At 63.1% G+C, this 15,255-nt stretch carries 15 protein-coding genes; 7 read left to right on the top strand and 8 right to left on the bottom strand.

Features of this window, described 5'->3' with window-relative positions:
• Nucleotide 1: 1 nt before the first annotated feature.
• The 3 genes from BM279_RS16030 to BM279_RS16040 form a co-directional block, all read right to left on the bottom strand.
• Nucleotides 2-916 carry an ABC transporter permease subunit gene (locus BM279_RS16030; RefSeq protein WP_070887221.1) on the bottom strand — a complete coding sequence of 305 codons (915 nt, stop codon included), beginning with the start codon at nt 914-916 and terminating at the stop codon, nt 2-4.
• Between the two features lie 247 nt (nt 917-1,163).
• Nucleotides 1,164-2,285, bottom strand: a complete 1,122-nt coding sequence (locus BM279_RS16035) for a branched-chain amino acid ABC transporter substrate-binding protein (protein WP_013789875.1) — start codon at nt 2,283-2,285, stop codon at nt 1,164-1,166.
• A gap of 419 nt (nt 2,286-2,704) precedes the next feature.
• Nucleotides 2,705-3,595, bottom strand: a complete 891-nt coding sequence (locus BM279_RS16040) for an MBL fold metallo-hydrolase (protein ID WP_093505347.1) — start codon at nt 3,593-3,595, stop codon at nt 2,705-2,707.
• Between the two features lie 214 nt (nt 3,596-3,809).
• On the opposite strand from BM279_RS16040, the gene BM279_RS16045 reads away from it, so the two are divergent.
• Nucleotides 3,810-4,634 carry an NYN domain-containing protein gene (locus BM279_RS16045; protein ID WP_093505349.1) on the top strand — a complete coding sequence of 275 codons (825 nt, stop codon included), beginning with the start codon at nt 3,810-3,812 and terminating at the stop codon, nt 4,632-4,634.
• A gap of 69 nt (nt 4,635-4,703) precedes the next feature.
• Nucleotides 4,704-6,038, top strand: coding sequence for a hypothetical protein (locus tag BM279_RS16055; protein ID WP_143103604.1), 1,335 nt, complete (start codon nt 4,704-4,706; stop codon nt 6,036-6,038).
• 542 nt (nt 6,039-6,580) lie between these two features.
• On the opposite strand, the gene BM279_RS16060 is transcribed toward BM279_RS16055, so the two are convergent.
• From BM279_RS16060 to aptA, 3 genes are all read right to left on the bottom strand, one after another.
• Nucleotides 6,581-8,080: a CoA-acylating methylmalonate-semialdehyde dehydrogenase gene (locus tag BM279_RS16060; protein WP_093505355.1), complete on the bottom strand. Its 1,500-nt coding sequence runs from the start codon at nt 8,078-8,080 to the stop codon at nt 6,581-6,583.
• Between the two features lie 67 nt (nt 8,081-8,147).
• Nucleotides 8,148-8,435 carry a cupin domain-containing protein gene (locus tag BM279_RS16065; RefSeq protein ID WP_093505357.1) on the bottom strand — a complete coding sequence of 96 codons (288 nt, stop codon included), beginning with the start codon at nt 8,433-8,435 and terminating at the stop codon, nt 8,148-8,150.
• A complete protein-coding gene (aptA, locus tag BM279_RS16070; RefSeq protein WP_093505359.1) occupies nt 8,435-9,781 on the bottom strand; it encodes an omega-aminotransferase AptA in 1,347 nt (448 codons plus the stop codon). The genes BM279_RS16065 and aptA overlap by 1 nt, the downstream gene beginning before the upstream one ends.
• 186 nt (nt 9,782-9,967) lie before the next feature.
• Between aptA and BM279_RS16075 the strand changes: the two genes are divergently transcribed.
• On the top strand, nt 9,968-10,888 hold the full coding sequence (locus BM279_RS16075) for a LysR family transcriptional regulator (protein WP_093505361.1): 921 nt from the start codon (nt 9,968-9,970) through the stop codon (nt 10,886-10,888).
• A 25-nt stretch (nt 10,889-10,913) separates the two neighbouring features.
• Here BM279_RS16075 and BM279_RS16080 read toward each other — a convergent pair whose 3' ends face one another.
• The gene (locus BM279_RS16080) at nt 10,914-11,282 is read right to left on the bottom strand and encodes a DUF3140 domain-containing protein (RefSeq protein WP_093505363.1); all 369 of its coding nucleotides are present in this window, start codon (nt 11,280-11,282) and stop codon (nt 10,914-10,916) included.
• A complete protein-coding gene (locus BM279_RS16085) occupies nt 11,279-11,797 on the bottom strand; it encodes a hypothetical protein (protein WP_093505365.1) in 519 nt (172 codons plus the stop codon). Before BM279_RS16085 ends, BM279_RS16080 begins: the two co-directional genes overlap by 4 nt.
• A 197-nt stretch (nt 11,798-11,994) precedes the next feature.
• On the opposite strand from BM279_RS16085, the gene BM279_RS16090 reads away from it, so the two are divergent.
• From BM279_RS16090 to BM279_RS16105, 4 genes are all read left to right on the top strand, one after another.
• Nucleotides 11,995-12,918: an aldo/keto reductase gene (locus BM279_RS16090; protein WP_093505367.1), complete on the top strand. Its 924-nt coding sequence runs from the start codon at nt 11,995-11,997 to the stop codon at nt 12,916-12,918.
• Nucleotides 12,919-13,026: 108 nt separating this feature from the next.
• Nucleotides 13,027-13,686 carry a TetR/AcrR family transcriptional regulator gene (locus BM279_RS16095; protein WP_093505369.1) on the top strand — a complete coding sequence of 220 codons (660 nt, stop codon included), beginning with the start codon at nt 13,027-13,029 and terminating at the stop codon, nt 13,684-13,686.
• Nucleotides 13,686-14,273, top strand: a complete 588-nt coding sequence (locus BM279_RS16100) for an IMPACT family protein (protein WP_093505371.1) — start codon at nt 13,686-13,688, stop codon at nt 14,271-14,273. Before BM279_RS16095 ends, BM279_RS16100 begins: the two co-directional genes overlap by 1 nt.
• Before the next feature lie 27 nt (nt 14,274-14,300).
• Nucleotides 14,301-15,233: a 2-hydroxyacid dehydrogenase gene (locus tag BM279_RS16105; RefSeq protein WP_093505373.1), complete on the top strand. Its 933-nt coding sequence runs from the start codon at nt 14,301-14,303 to the stop codon at nt 15,231-15,233.
• Nucleotides 15,234-15,255: the final 22 nt, after the last annotated feature.

The raw sequence follows: 15,255 nt of genomic DNA on the forward strand, positions 1-15,255 counted from the left end.
ATCACACCTTGGTTACCTGAGGACGGCCCAGCAGGCCCTGTGGACGGAAGATCAGGATCAGCACCAGGAGCGAGAAACTGAACACGTCCTTGTAGTCGGAATTGACCATCCCGGAGAACTGCGCCTCGGCCACGCCGAGGATCAGCCCGCCGAGCATCGCGCCGGGCAGCGAACCGATGCCGCCGAGCACCGCTGCGGTGAAGGCCTTGATGCCGATGATGAAGCCGGCATAGAAATCGAAGGTGCCGTAGTTCAGGGTGATCAGCACCCCGGCCAGCGCGCCCATGGAGGCGCCGATGACGAACACGTAGGAGATCACCCGGTCGGTATTGATGCCGAGGATCTGCGCCATCTTGCGATCCTGCTGGGTGGCGCGGCACATGCGCCCCAGGCGGGTCTTCTGGATGATGAAGGTCAGCGCCAGCATGCCGATGATGGCCGCGGCGATGATGAACAGCTTGGTGTAGGTGATCATCACGTAGCCATCGCCCACGTGCAGGCGCAGCGCGCCTTCGAGCATGGTCGGGATGCCCTGCTGCCGCGCACCCTGGCTGAGCTGCACGTAGTTCTGCAGGATCAGCGACATGCCGATCGCACTGATCAGCGGCGCCAGGCGCGTGGAGTTGCGCAGCGGCTTGTAGGCGATGCGCTCGATGGCGAAGCCGTACACCCCGGTGACCACGATGGTGAACACCAGCGTGCCGAGAATCACCAGCGGGAAGGAATGCACGCCGAAGAAGGCCAGTACGGCGATGGCGATGGCGGCGAGGTAGGCCGAGACCATGTACACCTCGCCGTGGGCGAAGTTGATCATGCCGATGATGCCGTAAACCATGGTGTAGCCGATGGCGATCAGGCCGTAGACCGAACCTAGAGTCAGGCCGTTGACCAGTTGCTGCAGGAAGATACCGTCCATTGAAAAATCTCTGAGTCCGTGACGGAAAGAAGCGCAGGGTCGCCAGGCGACCCCAGCAGCCCCGGCAGGTCATGGCCCGCCGGGTTTGGAGGTTTGTTCACGAGGTGCGGGGCAATGGAGATGGCGCGGTCATTTGTGGGAGCGGGCCATGCCCGCGATTCGCGCGCACAGCGCGACATCAGGCACATGCCCCCATCCCAAGAACGGCGATTCCGATTCCACCCTGCCGCTCGAGAGAACCCTTCTCTTAAAGCTGCTTGTACTTGCCGTCAGCGCCCCACTGATACATCACGTAGTCGGAGACTTTCAGGTCGCCCTTCTCGTCGAACTCCTTCTTGCCCATCACGGTTTCCACCGGATGCGCCTTCAGCCACTCAGCAGCCTTGGCACCGTCGGTACCCTTGATGGCGCCGAACGCGGCAGCCACCACCTGCATCGAGGCGTAGGAGTACAGGGTGTAGCCTTCCGGCTCGTAGCCATTGGCGCGGAATTTCTCGATCACCGCCTTGCCGTCCGGGATCAGGCGCGGGTCGGCGCCAAAGGTCATCAGCACGCCATCGACGTACTGCGGGCCGCCGGCGGTGCCGACCATCTCGTCGGTGACGATGCCGTCGCCGGAGATGAACTTGGCGGTCACGCCCTGCTCGCGCATCTGGCGAACCAGCGGGCCGGCCTCGGCATGCAGACCACCGAAGTACACCACCTCGGCGCCGCTGGCGCGGATCTTGGTGACCAGGGCGTTGAAGTCCTTCTCGCCGCGGGTCAGGCCTTCGTACATCACTTCCTTCACGCCGCGCTTGTTGAGCTGCGCACGGGTGGCGTCAGCCAGGCCCTGCCCGTAGGTGTCCTTGTCGTGCACCACGGCGACCTTCTTGGCCTTGAGCACGTCGACGATGTAATCGCCGGCGACGATGCCCTGCTGATCGTCACGGCCGCACATGCGGAACATCGCGGTCAGGCCGCGCTCGGTAACCTGCGGGTTGGTGGACGCCGGGGTGATCGCCAGAATGCCCGCCTCGTCATACACCTCGGACGCCGGCATGGTCGACGACGAGCAGAAATGCCCGATCACCGCCACCACCTTGTCCGCATCGACCATGCGGTTGGCCACCGATACCGCCTGCTTCGGCTCGCAGGCATCGTCGCCCTTCACCAGCTTGATCTTCTCGCCGTTGATACCGCCCGCCGCGTTGATGTCCGCCGCAGCCTGCTCGGCACCGCGCCACAGCTGGTCACCGAACGCCGCGTTGCCGCCGGTCATCGGCGCACCGACACCGATGGTGATATCCGCGTGAGTCAGCGAGGAAAAACCTAGTGCGCCAGTGATCGCGAGCGCCAAGAAACCTTTCTTGAAAGACGTGTGAGGCATGGACGTGCTCCTGAGGAGTATTTGGATTGGCCCGCCTGCTGGAGCAAGCGCTATGCCATTCGCACGTCCGCTTGAAACTTCTAGACGAAAGTCGCGGTTGACGTCGATGTAACCTCACATGTCTGGAGGCAATGCGTCACTTTCGATTGAAAAGGCGCCACGTTCACCACAAACCGCCGCCTGTTGCGCACCGTAGCCGGGCAAGGCGTCGTCCATGCTGGTGCAACCGTGGGAAACACTGCACAACCTTGGACAGGCTCTCAGAGCGCTCGCGAAAAACGCCGATTTTGCCTGCCGATGCTTATGCCAGAGCGGTTGGTAGTCCGCTCCAGTGGTTATAAGAGAAGACCCGGTCGCGTTGTAACCGGTAACAACATCGTGCTGGCACCAGCGATGCCAGCACGAAGCCTCTTACCGCCTTATTGCGGCCACTTCACCTCGCCCTTGATCACCTGGGCACTCAGCTCCAGGGACGACTCATCGGCCAGGTTCGGGTAGCGCTTGCGCATGGCGGCGATCAGCTGCGCCGAATCCTTGGCCTTGCCGGCCTCCTGCTCGAACGCCTGCAGGTACTCGCGGGTCGCGGCGACGGTCTGCGGCGAATCCGGCAGGCTGCCATCGGCGTTGGGCAGGTAATGGCCGGGCACGACGCGACTCGGCTTCAGCGCGTCGATGGCCGCCAGGGTAGCCAGCCAGTCGCGGCGCGATTGCACGGTCTGGGTATCAGCCATCCACACATGGATATTCGCCGACACCGGGATGCCGCCGACGACGGTCTTCAGCGACTGAATCCATACGAAAGTACGCGCCGGATCCGGCCCACGAATTTCCAGCACCTGGCCATCCACGGCCAGCTTCGGCGTCTTCAGCGCTTCGGGCACCACCAGCGCCGCCGGTGCATTGCCCTCCATGATCGGCCCCCAGTGCGCCAGCTTGCCGTCCTTGCTCGCCTCGATGGCGGCCACCGTTTCGGCGGTGGCGACGATCTTCGCGTCCGGGAAGGCGCGGTGAATCACATCCAGCCCGAAGTAATAATCCGGGTCGCTGTGGCTGATATACACGGTGGTCAACTTCTTGCCGGTAGCGCGCACCTTCTCGACCAGCGCCTGGGCATCGTCACGCTGGAACTGCGCATCGATCAACACCGCCTCGGTCGGCCCGGACACGATCTGCGCCGACACCGGAAAAATCGACTTCGCACCAGGGTTATAAACCTCCAGCTGCAGCGGCTCACCCGCCAGCACCTGACCAGAAACGGCCAGCACCGCACTGCCTAACAACAAAGGGCGTAACAGACGTAAAGCGTTCATGGCATGGCCTCGCAAGGGAAAGTGCGGGCCATCATAGAGAGGCAGATAGGTTCGAAATACAGCCTAACGCGCAATGGTTTGTTGCGTGTTCTGGTGCAAATAGCCGCTCAGTCCATGCAGCCACCTCGCCCATGCGACTAAAAGCCATACACACCTAGTGGCGCACCGCCAGTATTTCGCAGTAAGGTCGGCCATCGCCTCTCAAGGAAGAACCATGGCCAGCAAGAACGCGCCTGCCGCCCACCAAAAGCACCTCGCCGTCCTGATCGACGCCGACAACGCCCCCGCCGCCATTGTCGAAGGCCTTTTCGAAGAAATCGCCAAATACGGCGTCGCCAGCGTGAAACGCATCTACGGCGACTGGACGCTGCCCAACCTCGGCGGCTGGAAGAAAGTACTGCTCGACCACTCCATCCAACCGATCCAGCAGTTCGCCTACACCAAAGGCAAGAATGCCACTGACAGCTCGCTAATAATCGATGCTATGGATCTGCTCTATACGCGGCGATTCGATGGGTTTTGCTTGGTATCCAGCGATAGCGACTTCACTCGGCTGGCTGCTCGGCTGCGTGAAGAGGGGCTGGAAGTTATTGGTTTCGGGGAGCAGAAAACACCGCAACCATTCGTTAAGGCGTGCGACAAATTCATCTATACCGAGCTGCTGCGTGCCGAGGTAAATGAACCTGAAAGCCCTGGCGCACAATCTCCTGAAACTCCAGAGCCAAAACCGTCCCACGGCACCATCAAACCAGCTGAAGCGACGCCCGCAGAGGCCAATCGACCAAAAGTGCCGGTAGCGCTGATCACCAAAGTTATTGATGACATTTCAGACGAAGACGGTTGGGTCCACATGGCAGCCCTAGGCGAAAACTTGCGCAAGCTAAAGTCCGACTTCGACCCGCGCCTGTATGGCTTCAAGAAACTTACAGATCTGATCAAGGGCCGAAATGGACAGTTTGAGATGCAGGAGCGGGGCGTGACTGCAACTGGAGGGAAGGTGCTGTACGTGCGAAACCGAAAGCCCGCCGTTAAACAATGAAATGGTGAACAAGCTTCGCGTTGTCCACCCTACGGATCTGGAGGTGGTTCGAGGTCAGATTACTGCACAATGCTCGCTACGTGCCCAGTAAACTTCGGCACTGGCAGCGGCTACCACCTTGAGTTCTATGCCGATCTAATGGCGTCATACGGGCTGCTGGCACCAGAGCAGAGGGTCCAGGCCTCGTGGTGGTTCCATTCTTTCAAATCCAAGGATGGCGGCGCCAGCCCGATGCCTGCACAGTTCAATAGCTTCAACCCGCGCAAGCACTTGTGCGAAGCCATGAAGGATGTCTCACCGGTAAAAACATTGAGAGACGTCAAATGGACAAATTCAACCTTGGAAGCAGCTTGTAAGGTTTCGCAGAATGTCGCTTTGATGACCAGCCGAGCCATCATGTTGATATCCTTAAATCCAAAGAATTTACTGACCAGTTCAGAAAGGTTGTGGAAGAAGTCGGGGATCTGGATTGATATGGGTGACACAGCAGCATTAACAGCCGAAGAACGCAAAGCCGTATGGGCTGATGTAAAGTTCCGCCTGGAATACGCGAAACAGAAGGTCGCCTTCAAAACCTTCGAAGCTTATTTCATGAAAGGTAAAGAGCCCAATCTGGACCCGATGAAGGATGACCCCATCCCGTTGGTGTACCGCCTTTGGCTTTCCCACGATCAGAGCCTCGATGCCTGGGTGGCGCTTACCGAGCGTTTCCTGGCCGGGCCCGAAGCCTGGACGACCCAGGTCAGTATCGAGCCCACCGGTGATGGCCGGTCCTGGAAAGAGTTGAACAAAGGACATGCTTGGGGCTGGCAGATCGAAAGAAGTCTGGCTGACTCCTACAAGATTCTGGTGCAGCAGGCTGGTGCCCGGCATTACGACGGTAGCGAGCCTTATGCAGGGTCAGATGTACTTCCACCCATGGGTTTTATGGGCGGCAGTGAAAAACGTATCTACCAATTCCTCAATGGCCAGATTCCAGGTAGCGAGCACTTGCTCTACAAAGGCAAGAAACTGTTCGATCCGGCATTCAACTTCGGGCACATCTATTACGACGATACCTGTCGTTGGCTGGATGGCACCACGCCTTCGAATATCTACTGCCTGTACAACTACGTGGGGCCTATCTGGTTTCGTAGCATGACGGCCGACTACATGCGTGAAATCCAGCAGAGCGAGGCGTTGCAGTTCTACTTGAATTGCTTTCTGGTATTGCTGGCACGCTACCCCGAGCAGGGAACCGATCCTGAGCGTGCGGCCTATTGCAGCGAACTGCGCCAATTGCTGAGCGCCGGTCCATTGCTGGAACCACTGAAAACCTTGTGGGACCAAGCCCAGAGCAATCGCGAGCGGGTTGATCTGAATGCCTATATGCAGGATGAGCCGTTCTATATCGGCGAGTTTTAGTCCGTAGGGTGGACAACGCGAAGCTTGTCCACCATTAGGCTCAACGCGATACATCAGGCATACGCCAATCACCCCTTCAGAAGGCCGAACGGAATCGTTGTGTAGAGGGCCGGGCGGGCAGCCTTGAGCGGCATGGATGCCGCGAGAGGCTAGGCGGCCAGGGATGGCCCTTCGTGGGGGGCCGCCTAGGTCGGGCCCTCGGAGCAATGATGGAGTGAGGGAAGTCGAGTGTAGCGAGTCGGGGACGCCTAGTTTCGGATGCAGGGGCACAGCGTTTTTGCTTACTTTTTTGCGGGGCCGGTCATCCGGCGTTTGAAAAAAGTGAGTCGCCGTAAGGGCGAAACCGGTTTTTCGGACGATGCATGAGCGGCGCCGGAGTGCGTTACCCAACCTCAAATGATGTGTCGCTGCCGATATCGATTCGCGGGCATGGCCCGCTCCCACAGGTTGCGACCCTACACAGAGACGGGCGTACGCCGACTTCCTGAGCACCAATAAAAAGGCCGATCATCTGATCGGCCTTTTCACACCCTCAGCCCACCTCAACTATTGCTGGGAAACGCAAACTGCGCCGCCTCATGGGTCTTGCGCTGCGGCCAGCGCTGGGTGATCGACTTGCGGCGGGTGTAGAAGCGCACGCCATCCGGGCCGTAGGCGTGCAGGTCGCCGAACAGCGAGCGCTTCCAACCGCCAAAGCTGTGGTAGGCCACCGGCACGGGCAGCGGCACGTTGACGCCGACCATGCCCACTTCGATCTCGTCGCAGAACAGCCGCGCCGCTTCACCGTCACGGGTGAAGATGCAGGTGCCGTTGCCGTACTCGTGATCGTTGATCAGTTGCATGGCGGTTTCCAGGCTATCGACGCGGACGATGCACAGCACAGGGCCGAAAATCTCGTCGGTGTAGATGCTCATATCCGCGGTAACCCGGTCGAACAGGCTGCCGCCGAGGAAGAAGCCGCTCTCGTTACCGGCCACGCTCAGGCCACGGCCGTCGACCACCAGTTGGGCGCCAGCAGCCACGCCGGCGTCGATATAGCCGGTGACCTTGTCCTTCGCCGCCGCAGTGACCAGCGGGCCCATGTCGAGGCCGCACTGGGTACCGGCGCCGATCTTCAGGGCCTTGATCTGCGGGACGATGCGCTCAACCAGCGCGTCGGCGATCTGGTCGCCCACGCACACGGCCACCGAGATGGCCATGCAGCGCTCGCCGCAGGAGCCATAGGCGGCGCCCATCAGCGCGCTGACGGCGTTGTCGAGGTCGGCATCGGGCATCAGCACCGCGTGGTTCTTGGCGCCGCCCAGGGCCTGCACGCGTTTGCCGCGCTTGGTGCCTTCGGCGTAGATGTATTCGGCAATCGGCGTGGAGCCGACGAAGCTCAGGGCTTTGACTTCCGGCGCCTGGATCAGCGCGTCCACGGCGCTCTTGTCGCCGTGCACCACGTTGAGCACGCCATTGGGCAGGCCGGCTTCGTGGAGTAACTGGGCGATGTACAGGGTGGAGCTCGGGTCGCGCTCGGATGGCTTGAGGATGAAGCAGTTGCCGCAGACGATGGCCAGCGGGTACATCCACAGCGGCACCATGGCCGGGAAGTTGAACGGGGTGATGCCGGCGACCACGCCGACCGGCTGGAAGTCGCTCCAGGCGTCGATGTTGGGGCCGACGTTGCGGGTGTATTCACCCTTGAGAATTTCCGGCGCAGCGCAGGCGTATTCGACGTTCTCGATACCGCGCTTGAGCTCGCCGGCGGCGTCTTCGAGGGTCTTGCCGTGCTCTTCGGCGATCAGCTTGGCGATGGCGTCTTCGTGCTGCTCGAGCAGTTGCTTGAAGCGGAACATCACCTGGGCGCGCTTGGCCGCCGGGGTGTTGCGCCAAGCCGGGAAGGCCTGTTTGGCCGAATCGATGGCCTGCTGCACGGTGGCCACATCGGCCAGGGCGACGCGGCGAACCGCTTCGCCGGTGGCCGGGTTGAACACGTCGGCGCTGCGGCCGCCCTGGCCGTCGGTGAGTTGGCCGTGAATCAGGTGCTGGATGCTGCTCATTGAGTCCTCCAAATGCTGCTCGCTTGGCTGGCCGCGACGCGCGCCGCGGCTGCCGGGAAAGGGGTTGTCACTTGAGTTCGGTTTCGACGAAGACCACTTCGTGGTCGCTGGCGTTGATCACGTTGTGCTCGACGCCCGCCTTGCGGAAGTAGCTCTGCCCGGCGACCAGAGGCGCGTGCTTGTCGCCTTCCGGGGTTTCCAGCAGCAGCGTGCCGTCGGTCATCGGCACCACCACGTAGTCGTAGCCATGGCGGTGGCGGCCGGTTTCGGCGCCCGGTGCGAAGCGCCACTCGGTGACGATCACCTCGTCGTTGTCCACCTGCACGGTGGCCACGGCCTGCTGCCTGGCAGCCATCAGGCGATACCCTGCAGGGCGTCGCCGACGGCGCTGAACACGCGGTCGAGGTCTTCGATTTTGGCGTTGAACATCGGCCCGAACTGCAGGCCGTCGCCGCCGAAGCGCACGTAGAAACCGGCTTTCCACAGGGCGATGCCGGCCTCGTATGGGCGGATGGTCGGGTCGCCGTCACGGGGCGCCAGCTGGATCGCGCCGGCCAGACCGCAGTTGCGGATGTCGACCACGTGCTTGGCGCCCTTGAGCCCATGGATGGCGTTCTCGAACTTGGGCGCCAGCTCCGCGGCCTGCTGAATCAGGTTCTCGCGCTTGAGCAGCTCCAGCGAGGCCAGGCCGGCGGCGCAGGCCACCGGGTGAGCCGAGTAGGTATAGCCGTGGGTGAATTCGATCATGTGCTCGGGCGTCGGCTGGCCCATGAAGGTCTGGTAGATCTCGCGGCTGGCGATCACCGCGCCCAGGGGGATGGCGCCGTTGGTGATCTGCTTGGCGACGTTGAGGATGTCCGGCGTCACGCCGAAATACTCGGCGCCGGTCCACTTGCCCATGCGCCCGAAGGCGGTGATCACTTCGTCGAAGATCAGCAGGATGTTGTGCTGGGTGCAGATCTCGCGCAGGCGCTGCAGGTAGCCTGCCGGCGGCACGATGACGCCAGCCGAGCCAGACATCGGCTCGACGATCACCGCGGCGATGTTCGAAGCATCGTGCAGTTCGATCAGCTTGAGCAGCTCGTTGGCCAGCTCGACGCCGCCGGTCTCGGCTGCACCCTTGGTGAACGCCATGCCCGGCTGCAGGGTGTGCGGCAGGTGGTCGACGTCCATCAACTGGCCGTACATCTTGCGGTTGCCACTGATGCCACCGAGGCTGGTGCCGGCGATGTTGACGCCGTGGTAGCCACGGGCGCGGCCGATGAACTTGGTCTTGCTGGCCTGGCCCTTGAGGCGCCAGTAGGCCTTGGCCATCTTCACCGCGGTGTCGGCGCATTCGGAGCCCGAACCGGTGAAGAACACATGGTTGAGCTCGCCCGGCATCAGGTCGGCCATCTGCTCGGCCAGCTTGAACGACAGCGGGTGGGCGTACTGGAAGCCCGGCGAATAGTCGAGGGTGCCGAGCTGCTTGGCGACCGCTTCCTGGATCTCCTTGCGGCAATGGCCGGCGCCGCAGGTCCACAGGCCAGACAGGCTGTCGTAGACCTTGCGGCCGGAATCGTCGGTCAGCCAGGCGCCTTCGCCGGCGACGATGATCCGCGGGTCGCGCTGGAAGCTGCGGTTGGCGGAAAACGGCATCCAGTGGGCGTCCAGCTTCAGCTGGCTGGCCAGGGGCGGCGTAGCGGTCTGCGGCATGTTCATGGCGATGGCCTCGGCATTGGCGGCGTGATCAGGGACAACGTGGGAGCGGCTTTAGCCGCGAGAATCAGCAGCAATCGCGGCTAAAGCCGCTCCCACAGGTATAGGTCGGTTGTCAGCCAAGGTGCCACAGGCATAAAGTCACTCAAACCTGACTCTTCGAATCCTCAGTTCAATGGTGACTAAACAATGAGCGCCCGACGCCCCGAGCCCCTCGCCCAGGTCAGCGACTTCGATATCCGCCTGCTCAAGCTGTTTCGCAGCGTGGTCGAATGCGGCGGTTTCTCTGCCGCGGAGAGCGTGCTGGGCATTGGCCGTTCGGCGATCAGCCAGCAGATGAGCGACCTGGAACAGCGCCTCGGCCTGCGCCTGTGTCAACGTGGACGCGCCGGCTTCGCGCTGACCGAGGAAGGCCGCGAGGTGTACCAGTCGACCCAGCAATTGCTGGCGGCGCTGGAGAGCTTCCGCACCGAGGTCAATGGCCTCCACCAGCACCTGCGCGGCGAGCTGAACATCGGCCTGACCGACAACCTGGTGACGGTGCCGCACATGCGCATCACCGTCGCCCTCGCCCGCCTCAAGGCGCTGGGGCCGGACGTGCGGGTGAACATCCGCATGACGCCGCCCAGCGAGGTCGAGCAAGGCGTGCTCGACGGGCGCCTGCATGTCGGCGTGGTGCCAGTGGTTGGCGGGCTTTCCGGCCTGGATTACCAGCCGCTGTACGACGAGCGCTCGCTGCTTTATTGCGCGGTCGGCCACCCGCTGTTCTACGTCGATGATCGCGAGTTGCCGGACGAGCGCCTCAACGCCCAGGACGCCATCGCGCCGACCTTCCGCCTGCCGCCGGAGATCCAGAACCATTACGGCGTGCTCAACTGTACGGCCAGCGCCTCGGACCGCGAAGGCATGGCGTTTCTGATCCTCACCGGGCGCTATATCGGCTACCTGCCGGATCACTATGCCGAGGCATGGATCAAGGAGGGCCGCCTGCGCGCACTGAAGGCCAGCACGCGCTTCTACGACATAAGCCTGGCTTCGGTGACCCGCAAGGGCCGCCGGCCCCATCTGGTGCTGGAGAGTTTCCTGCAGGAATTGGCGGCCAGCGCTTGAAGCGCGCTCAGGCCCGAGTGGTGCTTCAGCCCTTGAGCGGGTCGTGCCCCCAGTTCATCAGCGACTGGCGCCAGCGGCTGTCCTTCACATCGCCGTCCGGGCGCTGTTTGAGATGGCGGTGCACGTAGCCGATCACCTTGCGCATCGCCTGGTAGTCGTCCGCCTCCAATTGGGCGACGCGTTTGCCCTTGATCTGCAGAATGCGCTCGCCCATCTGGTGGCCGACCGACTTGCCGTCGCGGCTGGACTCGACCTTGCGCCCGCCCTTGGTCATGCCCACGCGCTTGCTGTCGGCGGCCTGCAACCAGCGGCGCAGGCGTGACGGCGGCATGTTCACCGCCGCCTTGAAATCACTGCGGATGGCTTTCTTCTGCGCCTCGTTCAACTCGCTCATTTGCCGCCCTCCTTTTCCAGCGCTTTGACCAGCTCATCCTTCTTCATCCGTGAGCGGCCACGAATGTTCTTGCTCGCGGCGCGCTTCATCAGTTCGGCCTTGGTCAGCCCGCTCAGCGCTGGCGTGCGGTGGTTGGCGGCCTTCTCGGCGACATCTTTCGGCTGCTTGGAGTGCTGGCGCCCGGCGCGGCTGTCCGCACGTTTCTTGCGGGTGCTGCGCGCGTAGTCCTTGTTGCTCAGTTCATCGCGGGCGTTCTTGGGCAGGTAGCGTTCGCCGGTTTCGCCAGAGGGCTTGCCGGACTTGGTGTCCCAGTCCTGCTCGGTCCACTGGTGCAGGTGGTTGTCGGCATCCTTGCCGCCCTCGTAACCGCCGCCCTCTTGCTGGTAGAGCTGCACGGCGAGCTGCGCCTTGCGTGCCGACCACTGGCCGGGCTTGCCGCCCTTGTCGCCGTTGGTGACGCGTTTTTTCACCTTGTCCCACAGCTTCGGATCGGTCTTCTTCGCGGTGCTGCTCATGGGGCGTCCTCGATGACTGTCCTGATAGATGACCGCCGCACTGCGAACACCGTTGCCCCTGACGGACAGACGGAACGCCAGCCGCCGCGCAGCGCTCTGAGGACACACCAGGTAACAAGTAACCCGGGGCTAGGGGCCGGTCGGTCGAGGTGGACGACTAGTCTCATCTGCCTACCCCTTTTCGTATGGAGCCCGCCATGCCCAGCCGTCGCCATTTCCTGCAGGGCAGCGCTGCCCTGATGACGCTCGCGGCCAGCAGCCAACTGCTGCCCGGTTTCGCCTTCGCCGCCAACCCTGCCGCGGTGCTGCAGCGCAAGATCCCGTCCAGCGGCGAGAGCCTGCCGGTGATCGGCCTCGGCACGTCGCAGACCTTCAACGTGAGCCTCGACAACGCCGGCCTGAAACCCCTTGACGAGGTAGTGCGCGCCTTTATCAACGGTGGCGGCACGCTGATCGATACCGCACCCAGCTATGGCCGGGCCGAGGCAGTGACCGGCGAGCTGCTCAAGCGCACCAAAACCCAGGGCAAGGCGTTTCTCGCCTCCAAGCTGTCGAGCACCGGGCGCGAGCGCGGTCTGGCGCAGTTCGAGGCCAGCCTCAAGGCGCTGCAGACCGACAAGATGGACCTCCTGCAAGTGCACAACCTGCAGGACACCACCACCCAGTTGGCCCTGGCCCGCGAGCTGCGTGCACAGGGCAAGGTGCGCTACATAGGCATCACCCATTACATCGAGTCGGCCCATGACGATCTGCTCGCCGTGCTGGCCAAGGAGAAGGTCGACTTCGTGCAGCTCAATTATTCGGTGGGCGAGCGCAATGCCGAGAAACGCCTGTTGCCCTACTGCCGCGACAACGGCATCGCCACGCTGATCAACCGGCCGTTCCAGCGCGCGCAGCTGCTCGGCAAGGTCAAGGGCAAACCGCTGCCGGAATGGGCCAACGAGATCGACGCGACCTCCTGGGCGCAGTTGCTGCTCAAGTTCATCCTCGCCGACGAGGCCGTGACGGCGGTGATTCCGGCCACCTCCAACCCGCGCTACATGGTCGACAACCTCAAGGCCGGCCAGGGTCGCCTGCCCAATGCCGAGCAGCGCGAGCGCATCGTCCAGGCGTTCAGCTGATCCGCAGGGTTTGCGCGGACATACACTGGGTTTCCACGGCGCTTGTCACACCCGCTACGGTGGAGTATTTCTCACCCGCTGAGTCCTCGATACCACGGAAGCCCTTTGATGCCCCCCGACGTCACCGCTCCACGCGCCACCACTGGCAAACCGACTGGCCGCATCCGGCAGAAGAACGAAGAAGCGATCATCGCCGCCGCCGTAGACCAGTTTGCCCGCCACGGCTTCAAGGGCACCAGCATGAACACCATCGCCCAGGCGGTAGGCCTGCCCAAGGCCAACCTGCATTACTACTTCAGCAGCAAGCAGGGTCTGTACCTGGCCGTGCTAAGCAACATCCTGGAGATGTGGGACAGCGCCTTCGACAGCATGAGCGTCGATGACGACCCGGCCGAGGCGCTGGAGCGCTATATCCGCGCCAAACTGGAATTCTCGCGCCGTTACCCGAAAGCCTCGCGGGTGTTCGCCATGGAAGTGATCAGCGGCGGCGCCTTTCTGTCCCAACACCTCGGCGCGGATCAGCAGGGCTGGTTCCGCGAGCGCGCGGCGATCTTCGAGCAGTGGATCGCGGCCGGCAAGATGGACGCCGTCGACCCCACCAACCTGATCTTCATGATCTGGAGCAGCACTCAGTATCACGCCGACTTCGCCTCGGAGATCTGCCGGGTCACCGGGCGCTCGCGCCTGACCAAGCCCGACTATCAGGCCGCGGCGGACAACATGGTGCGCATCATCCTCAAGGGTTGCGGGCTGAAGCCGAGCGTCTGATGCCCTACCTGCTACTCGCCCCTTGCGATTACCGCGAGGAGATCCGCAAGAGCCGCTTTCTCGCACGGGCCCGCGCCATCACCAGCGCGGCCGATGCTCAGGCGTTCATCGACGAAGTCAGCGACCCGGCCGCCTCGCACAACTGCTGGGCCTGGAAGCTCGGTCAGCAATACCGCTTCAGCGACGATGGCGAACCCGGCGGCACTGCCGGCCGACCGATTCTCGCCGCCATCGAGGGCCAGGGCTTCGATGGCGTGGCCGTGGTGGTGACACGCTGGTACGGCGGCATCCAGCTCGGCACCGGCGGCCTGGCCCGCGCCTACGGCGGCAGCGCCAACAAGTGCCTGCAGAACGCCGAGCGCCAGGAGCAGGTGCCGCGCACCGCCTGCACCTGCCATTGCGGCTTCGCCGAACTGGCGCTGCTCAAATCACGCCTGGCCGAATTCGACGCCGTGCTGGAACAGGAAAACTTCGATGCCGAAGGCGCCGAACTGCACCTGGCCGTGCCACAAGCGCAGATCGAAGGCCTGCAACGCCTGCTTGCCGACATCAGCCGCGGGCGCAGTAGACTGCGCATCATCGAGTGACCATCGCCCACTTGCCATGGAGCCGCCATGAAGCCCCATCTGCTGATTCTCAACCCGCTCAGTGACGCCAGCCTGGCGCGCATCGCCGAACACTATCAGATCACCCATGCACCGAATGCCGAGGCCCGCGAGGCGGCCATCGTCGAGCACGGCGCAAGCATCGAAGCAGTGCTGACCATCGGCACCATCGGCCTGACTGGCGAGGAAATCGCACGCCTGCCCAAACTGCGCTTCGTCGGCACCCTGGGTGTGGGTTATGAAAAGGTCGATATCGAAGCCGCCCGCGCTCGCGGCATCGCCCTGAGCAACGGCGCAGGCAGTAACGCTGTCTGCGTCGCCGACCACGCCATGGCCCTGCTGCTGGCGGCGATCCGCGACGTACGCCGCCTGGACAACGCCTGCCGCGCGGGCATCTGGCGCGACGCCCTGCCGATGACCGACGGCGTCAGCGGCAAGCGCCTGGGGATTCTTGGCCTCGGCGCCATCGGCGAACAGCTCGCCCGCCGCGCGGCGGCCTTCGATATGCCGGTGGGCTACCACAATCGCTCACCAAAAGCGGACAGCCCGCACCGCTACTTCGCCAGCGTGCGGGAATTGGCCGAGTGGTGCGACTGTCTGGTGGTCGCCATCCCCGGCGGCGTCGCGACTCATCACCTGGTGAATGCCGAAGTGCTGGATGCGCTGGGGTCGCAGGGTTATCTGGTCAACGTGGCGCGCGGCAGCGTGGTGGACACCGCTGCATTGGGCACCGCACTGCGCGAAAAACGCATCCGCGCCGCGGCGCTGGACGTGTACGAAAGCGAGCCGCTGCCGCCCACTGAACTACTCGACCTCGATAACCTGACCATCACCCCGCACGTCGGCGGCAACTCACCCCAGGCGCTGGAGCAGTCGCTGTCGCAGTTTCTCGACAATATTGGTCGGCATTTTCGGGGAGAGGCGTTGCTGACGCCGATCTAAGCTGGGCATGGATTGGCTGCAG

The organism is Phytopseudomonas straminea (assembly GCF_900112645.1).
Classification (GTDB): domain Bacteria; phylum Pseudomonadota; class Gammaproteobacteria; order Pseudomonadales; family Pseudomonadaceae; genus Aquipseudomonas; species Aquipseudomonas straminea.